The organism is Paenibacillus sp. VTT E-133280, assembly GCF_002264385.1.
GTDB classification, from domain to species: domain Bacteria; phylum Bacillota; class Bacilli; order Paenibacillales; family Paenibacillaceae; genus Paenibacillus_AQ; species Paenibacillus_AQ nitricinens.
Map to the genome: position 1 here is coordinate 88,078 of NZ_NFUX01000015.1, position 9,599 is coordinate 97,676.

The following is a 9,599-nucleotide window of genomic DNA, read 5'->3' on the forward strand; positions in this document are numbered from 1 at the left end:
TTTCTCTGATTGCGTTGTCTACTTCACTTGGATATGATTGGAATATAATTGAACCGGTTGGAAAAAGTGCAACGATTACCGAATGTTCTGGCGGCTTCGTCATATACTCAAATACATAGTAATTTGATGTCGCTTTAGCGTCTTCGTCAAATGCAGTAAAAGGGGGAACTTCGTATCGTGATTAGCCAATATCAAGAAAGTCTTCTATTACCGGGAAGAACCTATCAATCAGGGCCTGTGGATACTACATACGAGGATGTACTAGAGAATATTGACAGCGGAATCATGCTTTTTGATGAAGAGGGAGTTATAAGTTTTGTAAATAAGCAAATGTACGGGATGCTCGAATTAACCCGTCACTCCCTTGTTGGCTGTACAATATCACACCTATTATCTAACGTTAGACTAAGCCGCTTTAAGAAAAAGCAAGTACTGCAAAGCTATAGAGAGATGGTATACAAAGGAAAATCAAATTATGAATTTTTAGACGAGTATGGCCGTTATTGGAAGGTTACATTATGCTGTGGAGAACAAATGAAGGGTTGTTATTTGTTTACAGTTAAAGAGATCTCCGATTATAAGTTGATTGAACAAACAGCTTACCAAAACGATAGTTTGGCTGTGTTAGGTAAATTATCTGCATCTATTGCCCACGAAATTCGGAATCCATTAACCGCGATCCGTGGATTTATTCAATTGCTTCACCCGCATCTGCAGCAGCTTGGGAAACAGGAATATGGCAAGATTATATTGGCGGAGATCGATCGGGCGAACGATATTATCCATGAATTTCTAACATCATCCAAGCCCTCAGTTCCTCAAGTGGGAATGATTCCTGTGTCAGCCTTGCTCAAGGAAGTAGTGCTGCTTACAGAGAGCGAAGCCTTGATGAAAGGATGCCAGATTAATCTGCATTCTTTTCAGGGGGATATGATGATTTCTGGTGATGTAAAACAAATGAAGCAGGTAGTCCTCAACATGATTAGAAATGCCATGGAGGCCGTTACAGATAGGGCAGATGGTCTAATGGGTCAAATAGAGGTTGGAGCCCGTAGAGAGGGTTCTGAGGTCCGTATTTTCATTTCTGATAACGGTAAGGGAATGGATATCCGTACACTGGACAGGTTGTTCAGTCCATTTTTTACGACGAAGGAGAATGGGACTGGGCTCGGGCTTTCCGTGAGTGATCGAATCATCAAAAATCATGGTGGATGTATTTCTGTCAGCAGTAGAGTTAACGAAGGTACTCATTTTGTAATCTCATTGCCATTAATCCATTAGTACACTTGGTTAGAAGAAAGAGTGTTAAGAGGCTGATCCCTGCGGATAATACAGATGCAGAGATCGGCCTTACTTATGTTACAATGGGGATTCGCTTTGGGAGACAAATGGAGGTATTCACGATGAATATAGAGTTTAACAGTGCCAGAACCATTAATGAAATTAAGGGTGATGCCCTTGTCCTTATCATTTCTGAGACGGAGGCAGAGCATGGTGGTGTCTCTGAGCAATGGAATGACAGAATTCGCCTATTGGCGAAGGCAGGACTATTTAGTGGGAAGCTGAATCAGACTTATGTACTACCTTTAGAACATCCATCCGGTTGTCCCGTTGCAATTTTGGTGGGTAAGGGGGACCAACTTCTTACGTCTGAAGATCTACGTCAAATGGGAGTTCAGGTCGCACGTGCAGCCCTTCGTTTGAAGGCGATACAGCTAGTATTTCAGGTGGCTGAAGATATTCAGGAGCTAACAGTAGAAAGGGATATCGGATCTATTGCCTACGCGTTGTCTGAGGGGTTATCACTCGGTTCTTATCGACGTCCCACTTATAAGCAGGAGCAATCTCAATATACAGGTCCAAACTCAGTAATTTTCACAATGGAGAAAAAGCCAGCGGTTGCTATCGAGCAAGATTGGAGTCTGGGCATTCAGAAAGGGCTCGCGCTTGGTGAGGCTACGAATTTGGCGCGTAACTTGACGAATATGCCAGGCAATATGCTGACTCCATCTGACCTTGCTATGGCCGCTATAGAAGTTGCTGAACGTTATGGATTTCCTTCCGAAGTACTGGATGAACGCGAAATTGAGCAAAAAGGAATGGGCGGTTTGCACGCAGTGGGAAAAGGAAGTGTTAACCCTCCGCGAATGATCGTCATCCGTTACCAGGGAACGGGGCACTGGGATAATGTAGTAGGGCTGGTCGGTAAAGGGATTACTTTTGATACGGGGGGAATTTCCTTAAAAAGAGCCCCAGGCATGGAAGAATTAATCAGTGATATGGGAGGCGCAGCGGCTGTGCTTGGAGTAATGGAGGCATTAGGCCGATTACGTCCACGAATTAATGTCGTAATGATCATTCCATCTGCTGAGAATATGCCTTCAGCTAATGCCTTTAAACCCGGGGATATCATTACATCAATGAGCGGAAGAACCATAGAAGTATTGAATACCGATGCAGAAGGCAGACTTGTACTTGGCGATGCGCTGACCTATGCTCGGGAATGGGGAGCGAAACGTGTTATTGATGTTGCTACGCTGACAGGTGCAGTGCTGTCAACATTGGGAGATATAGCTACAGGTGCTGTTACTAACAACGAGGAATTTATGGAGCAGTTTCTGACAGCAGCTAATGTTTCGGGTGAAAAAATATGGCAGCTTCCGGCTTACCCGGAATTCCGCGACATGCTAAAGAGTGAAGTGGCCGATATCCGTAACACCGCAGGAAGATTCGGTGGAGCCACTACGGCTGGGTTATTCGTAGGGGAGTTTGCGGAAGGTCTACCGTGGATACATCTAGATATTGCTGGAACCGCATTTCTTTCTAAAGAACGTGGAGTTAATCCTAGAGGCGGTACAGGAGTCATGGTTCGCACATTGATTCAGTGGTTGCTCAGCGAAAGCGAATGATCAGCTCTTCATAAACAATAAGAGGTGCCTCCTAAACCATACTCTGGTTTAGGAGGCACCTCTCCCTTTGCTGGAATTCAAGAAATAAGAAGCTTAAACAGTGCGACTGGATTTTTTGGCCTTCGATTGAGAAGTGAAGGATTGAATACCGTTCATAATTTTATCGCGAGTTCCCTTATTCTTGAGTAGATATGCAGCTCCTAATGCGACCGTTGTAAATAACGTTTTTTTAGTGTTCATAGGAATTACCTCCTTGGGATTGTCTGTAGTTACTTATAACAAACATACCCGTTAGTAAAGGAGACTAAACGAAAGAACTTTATTTATTGCACATAATACAAGCCTACTTCTTCTTGTTAACAGGTGTTGAAGAGCAGGAGAGGGGAGAATCTAAAGACGCTGCAGAACAGGTCTTGCCCTTATCACAGCCAGCGCAAGCGCCTTGCTTGCCCTTTTGCACATGTCGATAGATGATCCAGCCTGAATAACCGAAGATCAGAGTGACGATCAGAACATTTATCATTACGGTGCCCCACTTTCATTAAGAAAATTAACAAATTACAAGTTCTACGACCAGCCTAATAATCGCCCACCTTGAAAAATAACAAAAGATACGATATACGCCAGAGCAAGAGAATAGCCCATGGAGAAGAAAGTCCATTTCCAAGAGGCGGTTTCCTTTTTGATAACCCCTACCGTGGCCAGACAAGGAATATATAACAGAATAAAGGCCATAAAGCTGATTGCACTCAGCGGGGTAAAGACTTGTGAGATTTGATTCTCTAATCCAGCGGTATCCGGTGCGTGATAGATGATATTCATCGTGGACACAACAACCTCTTTCGCTAAAAATCCTGGAACCAAGGTAGAGCCAGCCTGCCACGTTCCGAAACCAAGCGGTTCCAGTAGCGGTGCAATCATGCCTCCGAATTTCGCTAGGAAGCTATGATCCATTTCTACATCAAATCCGCCAGGACCAGCATAAGACATAAACCAAATAATCGCTGATCCAGCAAGAATAATCGTTCCTGCCTTACGAAGGAAACCTTTGCCCTTCTCCCAAGTGCTGCGCGATAAGGTTTTGATCTGCGGCATACGGTAAGGAGGGAGTTCGATAATGAAGACAGAGGATTCATTCTTGAATAAGTATTTAGAGAATACCTTACAAAGAATTAGGGCAAAAACAATACCCATAACATACATAGAGAGTACGGCAAACGCTTGTTGCTCAGGGAAGAATACAACTGCGAATAATGCATAAACAGGTAATCTTGCAGAACAAGACATCAGCGGCATTAACAGTGTTGTCAGCATGCGGTCTTTGGGCTGTTCGATGCTTCGCGCCGCCATAATGGCCGGTACATTGCAACCAAAACCAATAATAAATGGAATGAATGCTTTTCCGTTCAGTCCCATTCGTTCCATGGTGCTGTCCATCAACAAGCAGACCCTTGCCATGTATCCGGAATCCTCTAGGAAGGAAATGATCAGAAAGAGAATGAAGATTTGCGGAACAAAGACCAGTACGCCTCCTACACCGCCGATGATGCCATCCACAATCAACGCATGCGTGAAGCCTGAAGCTCCAATGGTCTGAAGCAGAGAGTTCGTTCCATCACTAATAGGGCCGGATATCAGGCCATCTAAGATATCCGATAGGGGGCCGCCAACCCAGTCAAATGTAGTCTTAAAGAGAGCATACATAAAGAAAATGAATAAGGGCAGTCCCAAAAATCGATGAGTCAATACCGAATCTAGTCTTTCAGTTAAGTTATGGGGCTTCTGAGCTGTCGTATCAAGGACTTCGACACAAATACTGCGAATATACTCCATACGGTTCGAACGAATCCATTGCGGGAGTGTCAGGGCGAGTTTTTTGAGTTGTAGCTCACTCTGACAAGACTCACAGATATTTAGCAGTCCCGTAACGTCTATACGCGACTTCAAAAACTGAAGTATAACCGGATTCTGCTCCATGAGCTGTAGAGCGACCCAACGATGATTGGGCAGATCTTTTATAGAACGTAATTTCTTTTCTATAGAAGATATCGCTCGCTCGACTACCTCACCATAATTCAGCTTGAACTTTACAGCAGGAATAGCTGATGATTCCTCAAGGATGCTGAGCATCTGTACGCTGCCTTTACCGGTTCTTGCTATGAGTGGGAGGACGGTGACACCCAATCTTGATTGTAAAATGGTTTGATTAATATGAATACCACGCGCATTAGCGACATCAATCATATTAAGACCGAGTACAGTGGGCTTGCCATACTCAAGTAGTTGAAGTGTGAGCAGCAGATTACGTTCCAACTGGGATGCATCCACGATATTGATTAATGCTTCAGGGGATTCTTCTATCAGATATTGGGCTGCGACCCCTTCATCACGGGAGAGTGGGTGAAGAGAATAGATGCCGGGCAAATCAATGAGCTTGCCTGCCCCGTTCTTCAGATTTCCGATCTTTTTCTCAACCGTAACGCCTGACCAGTTACCTACATATTCGTATGAAGTCGTTAATGTATTGAAGAGAGAGGTCTTACCTGTATTGGGATTGCCCACAAGAGCTATAGAACTCAAGATACGTTCACCTCAATCAGAGAAGCTTCTTTGCGGCGTATGGCGAACAGCTGGCCGTTACATTCTAGCGTAATCGGTCCCCAAAAAGGCCCCTTTCCTTTAAGACGGATGTTCACACCTTCTGACACTCCGAGATCAGCAAGACGCCGGCGTAGAACAGGGTTCATCCCTTCTATTTTATGAATATTTCCAGCAGCACCAGGTTGTAATTGCAGTAAGGAACAGCAGGTAGAAGTAGCTATTGTAATCCCTCCAAAAGAGATTGAGAATCAATCTCAACTGTTTTCTTGTAATGTAGCATTTTTAAGTGTTTGTATACTGTGACATTTGTCCCTGACTTACTGTGGTAATTACTTTAAAGTGCTAAAGGCGAAATACCTTTACAATTTATTCTTCATTAAAGTATGATTGAACGATATAAATTGCATAGTAAAGCTATGCTAGAGGTTATAATGATTGCAATAGCACATACGATGATTGCAGGAATTGAAGGGAGATAATTATGAAGACTAATCAATGTAAAATTGTTGACTGCACCATTCGCGATGGGGGGCTCGTTAACAACTGGGATTTCAGCGTGGAATTTGTGCAAAATTTGTATGCCGGCTTGAATGAGGCTGGTGTTGACTATATGGAAATCGGTTATAAAAACTCCCCTAAACTGCTTAAAGGAGCAGAAGGTGCTGGACCATGGCGTTTTCTGAACGATGACTTCTTACGTAAAGTTATCCCGCAAAAGGGACATACGAAGCTTTCCGCTTTGGTTGATATCGGTCGTGTGGATGAAAATGATATTTTACCTCGCAGCGAAAGTATGCTGGATCTGATTCGGGTAGCTTGCTATAGCAAAGATGTGGAGAAAGCCTTACAGCTGGTACAAACCTTCCATGATCTAGGCTATGAGACAACAATCAATATTATGGCTTTGTCGAATGTAATGGAGAATGAATTATTAGAAGCTTTCGAAATGATTCGTGAGAGTGTAGTTGATGTGGTATACATTGTGGATTCATACGGTAGTCTAGATCACAACGACATCAATTACTTAGTGGAGAAGTTCAAAACTCATTTGCCAAACAAACGCCTGGGCGTACATACGCATAATAATCTTCAACTGGCGTTCTCCAATACGTTGATTGCTGCTGAGAAAGGTGTAGAGCTGTTGGACGCTTCCTGTTATGGAATGGGACGTGCTGCGGGGAACTGTCCTACAGAGCTGCTAGTGACTCATTTGAAGAATACACGCTACACATTGCGTCCTGTCATTGATATCATTGAACGCCTGATGATTCCTTTACGTGAAAAAGAAGAGTGGGGCTATATCATTCCTTACATGATCACTGGTACGCTTGATGAGCATCCACGTTCAGCAATGGCGCTTCGCGCATCGGCGGATAAGGATAAAGCGGTTGATTTCTATGATAAGCTTACAACACCAGAGGTTAACTTCGGAGATAAATAAACCTGTTGTTCAGAAGCACTGAACCCGTTCGTAGGGGGAAGTGCTTTTTTTTGAATAAAAATAAAATTTCTATAAGTTTCTATGATAAATGATTCTAATATTTTTCGCTAAAATGCTTAAAGTTCTAATAAGAAGCCTGAAGGTATTTTTGCTTGCCTGCTAGAAGAAAATGGTTTATATTTATGCAAGATTTATGAATAATCGCTATAAAAATACTACCGCACAAAAGAAATGTAACTTTAAAGACCGATCTAGCCGATATTTATACATAGGACAAGACTATACATAGTTGCTTAATAATCGACATCATTTTCAGACGCGAGGGACCTATGAGACAAGAAGAGAAAAAGACCATTCAAGCGGCTATTATAGGAGCCTTACTGTTCCTATTCATTCAAATTTTCCATACATCGCTAAACCGATTGGACAATTGGGATATTATTTCTGCACTCTATCTCATTGTCGGATGTTGTACTGTTGCTTTTGGATTTGCGATATTTGCACAGGGTTGGTTATTCTTCTCTAGCAGATTATCTAAAGGAAGATTATATGTCGCTGCTCTTTTTGGTGGAATATGTATTATTGATTTCTTGCATACACTCGGCTTTGTAGCATTTCCATTGATTTCATCGTTTATAACCCCTGAGGAATCAAGGTGGCTGCTTACCTTTTCACGACTATCCAGCGGACTGGGCATTTTGTTCATTTTTAGTAGAGAAGACAAACCTGTGACCGTTGCCGAAAAAAGAAATGTATTCAGAATCGCCTTCATGTTGATTGTGCTCTTCATCGCATTATTTGTATTTATCCATTCGGCAGTGCCTGAGTTATTTACTAAGCCTTGGATGAGTACAATTAAACAATTCGTTGATCTGGCAGTACTTTTTGTTTATTTAGCAGGTGTTGCTGTCATCGTATTTCCTGGGAATAATGAAAAGTCAGCTTCGCTGCTTGTTATTATTCGGGCACTTATCTTTTTCTCGCTAGGACAGGCTTTCTTTATGACTCCCTTAAGTGGGGGGAATATTGATGATCTCTTTGGGATGTTATGTAGCGGAATTGCTTATTACCAGTTACTTACCGGCGTGTATCGCCTGACGATTGAAGAGCCATTTTACGAGAAACAGTTAGCCGAAGAACGGATCAATTATTTGGCCTATCATGATGATTTAACGGGACTTCCAAATAGGCGTCGGCTGACACAGCGTGTAGAAGAAATGATTAATGCTGGAGAGACGGACACGAGTGATCAATTCTCAGCTTTGGCCATTATGAATATTAATCATTTTAAGAATATAAATGACTCTCTGGGTCATTATGCCGGAGACCTTTTATTGAAATTAGTGTCTGAGCGTCTCAGTAATGAGGCTAGATCCAGTGAAGAGCTGTATAGTATGGGAGCGGACGAGTTTGCTTTTTTAATGACAGAAAGAGCAAGTCTTGGAGAATGCTTGGCACGAGCTACAGAGTTGCTCAGATTATTTGAAGCACCCGTTAATATAGAATCTGGTGAGTACCATATCTCACTCAGCTTGGGGATGAGTATTTATCCTGGTGACGGGGAAACTGCGGAACATCTCATTCAAAATGCGGATACTGCTGTTCATAATGCGAAGGAGCAAGGCGTGGAGATTCGCCGTTATATCCCAGCCATGCAGATGAAAGCAAAGGAACGACTGAAGCTGGAAAATGACCTGCGAAGAGCGCTTGAACGTGATGAGTTCTATCTCGTATATCAACCCAAGGTGCAGCTGGAGACGGAAGAGATTGTAGGAATGGAAGCTTTATTGCGCTGGAATCATCCTAAGCGTGGTATTGTCTCACCTAATGAATTTATTCCATTAGCTGAGGATAGTGGGCTAATTGTTCCAATTGGGGAATGGGTACTGAAGACGGCATGCCTGCAAAATAAACAGTGGCAGTTAGCAGGCTACCAGCCGATATGCGTATCTATCAACTTATCTATGCGTCAATTCCTTCAGCCGAATCTGGCTGGTAAAATTCATTCCATTCTGACCGATATTGGTTTGGATCCATGTTATGTTGATCTTGAAATTACAGAGAGTATGACGTTGGATAAAGAAACGGCCTTTGATCAGCTGAAGCGCTTGAAAGAGCTAGGTGTGTTCATTAGCATTGATGATTTTGGTACAGGTTACAGCTCACTGCACTATTTGAAGAATATGCCGATCGACAGGCTAAAGATTGACAGATCGTTTGTCTCCGAGGTTATGGAGGATAGTAATAATGCGGCAATAGTCTCCACGATTACTTCTATGGCGCATCATTTAAAGCTTAAAGTTACCGCAGAAGGGGTGGAGAACAAGGAGCAGCTGCAGTTTTTGCGTGAGCAGCATTGCCATGAAGCTCAAGGGTTTTTGTTCAGTAAACCTATTCAAGCAGCTGAATTTGAAACAGCGTTTTTGAAAAAGGCTCCCCTCGGCGCTTCCTTGTAAAATATAAGAAAGTATAAGTTTCACACCATACTCTATGTCTTATATTTCTTGCTTAAACGCTTACCGTCCTTATTAGGACTCCGGAGGCGTTTATGCTTGAACAGAAAATTGTTGATTTTTATTTATAGGGGTGATACAATATCTCTTGTACTCACTTTCTAATGCGGGTGTAGTTCAATGGTAGAACTTCAG

Annotated in this window: 8 protein-coding genes; 4 read left to right on the top strand and 4 right to left on the bottom strand. The window is 42.7% G+C overall.

The window, feature by feature from the left end:
* The first annotated feature begins 177 nt into the window (after nucleotides 1-177).
* The gene (locus CA600_RS09495) at nucleotides 178-1,281 is read left to right on the top strand and encodes an ATP-binding protein (protein ID WP_094869962.1); all 1,104 of its coding nucleotides are present in this window, start codon (nucleotides 178-180) and stop codon (nucleotides 1,279-1,281) included.
* Between the two features lie 122 nt (nucleotides 1,282-1,403).
* A complete protein-coding gene (locus CA600_RS09500; RefSeq protein ID WP_094869963.1) occupies nucleotides 1,404-2,909 on the top strand; it encodes a leucyl aminopeptidase in 1,506 nt (501 codons plus the stop codon).
* A gap of 93 nt (nucleotides 2,910-3,002) precedes the next feature.
* Here CA600_RS09500 and CA600_RS31180 read toward each other — a convergent pair whose 3' ends face one another.
* The 4 genes from CA600_RS31180 to CA600_RS32260 all read right to left on the bottom strand — a co-directional run bounded on the left by CA600_RS31180 (nucleotide 3,003) and on the right by CA600_RS32260 (nucleotide 5,656).
* Nucleotides 3,003-3,149: a hypothetical protein gene (locus CA600_RS31180; protein ID WP_179281580.1), complete on the bottom strand. Its 147-nt coding sequence runs from the start codon at nucleotides 3,147-3,149 to the stop codon at nucleotides 3,003-3,005.
* Between the two features lie 103 nt (nucleotides 3,150-3,252).
* Nucleotides 3,253-3,432: a FeoB-associated Cys-rich membrane protein gene (locus CA600_RS09505; protein ID WP_094869964.1), complete on the bottom strand. Its 180-nt coding sequence runs from the start codon at nucleotides 3,430-3,432 to the stop codon at nucleotides 3,253-3,255.
* A gap of 44 nt (nucleotides 3,433-3,476) precedes the next feature.
* On the bottom strand, nucleotides 3,477-5,489 hold the full coding sequence (feoB, locus tag CA600_RS09510; protein WP_094869965.1) for a ferrous iron transport protein B: 2,013 nt from the start codon (nucleotides 5,487-5,489) through the stop codon (nucleotides 3,477-3,479).
* Nucleotides 5,486-5,656 carry a FeoA family protein gene (locus CA600_RS32260; RefSeq protein ID WP_231573393.1) on the bottom strand — a complete coding sequence of 57 codons (171 nt, stop codon included), beginning with the start codon at nucleotides 5,654-5,656 and terminating at the stop codon, nucleotides 5,486-5,488. The genes feoB and CA600_RS32260 overlap by 4 nt, the downstream gene beginning before the upstream one ends.
* A 335-nt stretch (nucleotides 5,657-5,991) precedes the next feature.
* Between CA600_RS32260 and CA600_RS09520 the strand changes: the two genes are divergently transcribed.
* Together CA600_RS09520 and CA600_RS09525 are read left to right on the top strand one after the other, a co-directional pair.
* The gene (locus CA600_RS09520; protein WP_170880320.1) at nucleotides 5,992-6,951 is read left to right on the top strand and encodes an aldolase catalytic domain-containing protein; all 960 of its coding nucleotides are present in this window, start codon (nucleotides 5,992-5,994) and stop codon (nucleotides 6,949-6,951) included.
* A 329-nt stretch (nucleotides 6,952-7,280) separates the two neighbouring features.
* Complete coding sequence (locus tag CA600_RS09525; protein WP_094869967.1) at nucleotides 7,281-9,407, top strand: putative bifunctional diguanylate cyclase/phosphodiesterase; 2,127 nt, start codon at nucleotides 7,281-7,283, stop codon at nucleotides 9,405-9,407.
* Nucleotides 9,408-9,599: the final 192 nt, after the last annotated feature.

What these genes read in the sequence shown, in the direction of transcription:
- CA600_RS09500 (WP_094869963.1), top strand. Translation starts at nt 1,404, where the DNA reads ATGAATATAGAGTTTAACAGTGCCAGAACCATTAATGAAATTAAGGGT.
- CA600_RS09520 (WP_170880320.1), top strand. Translation starts at nt 5,992, where the DNA reads ATGAAGACTAATCAATGTAAAATTGTTGACTGCACCATTCGCGATGGG.
- CA600_RS09505 (WP_094869964.1), bottom strand. Translation starts at nt 3,432, where the DNA reads ATGATAAATGTTCTGATCGTCACTCTGATCTTCGGTTATTCAGGCTGG.
- CA600_RS32260 (WP_231573393.1), bottom strand. Translation starts at nt 5,656, where the DNA reads ATGAACCCTGTTCTACGCCGGCGTCTTGCTGATCTCGGAGTGTCAGAA.
- CA600_RS31180 (WP_179281580.1), bottom strand. Translation starts at nt 3,149, where the DNA reads ATGAACACTAAAAAAACGTTATTTACAACGGTCGCATTAGGAGCTGCA.
- CA600_RS09525 (WP_094869967.1), top strand. Translation starts at nt 7,281, where the DNA reads ATGAGACAAGAAGAGAAAAAGACCATTCAAGCGGCTATTATAGGAGCC.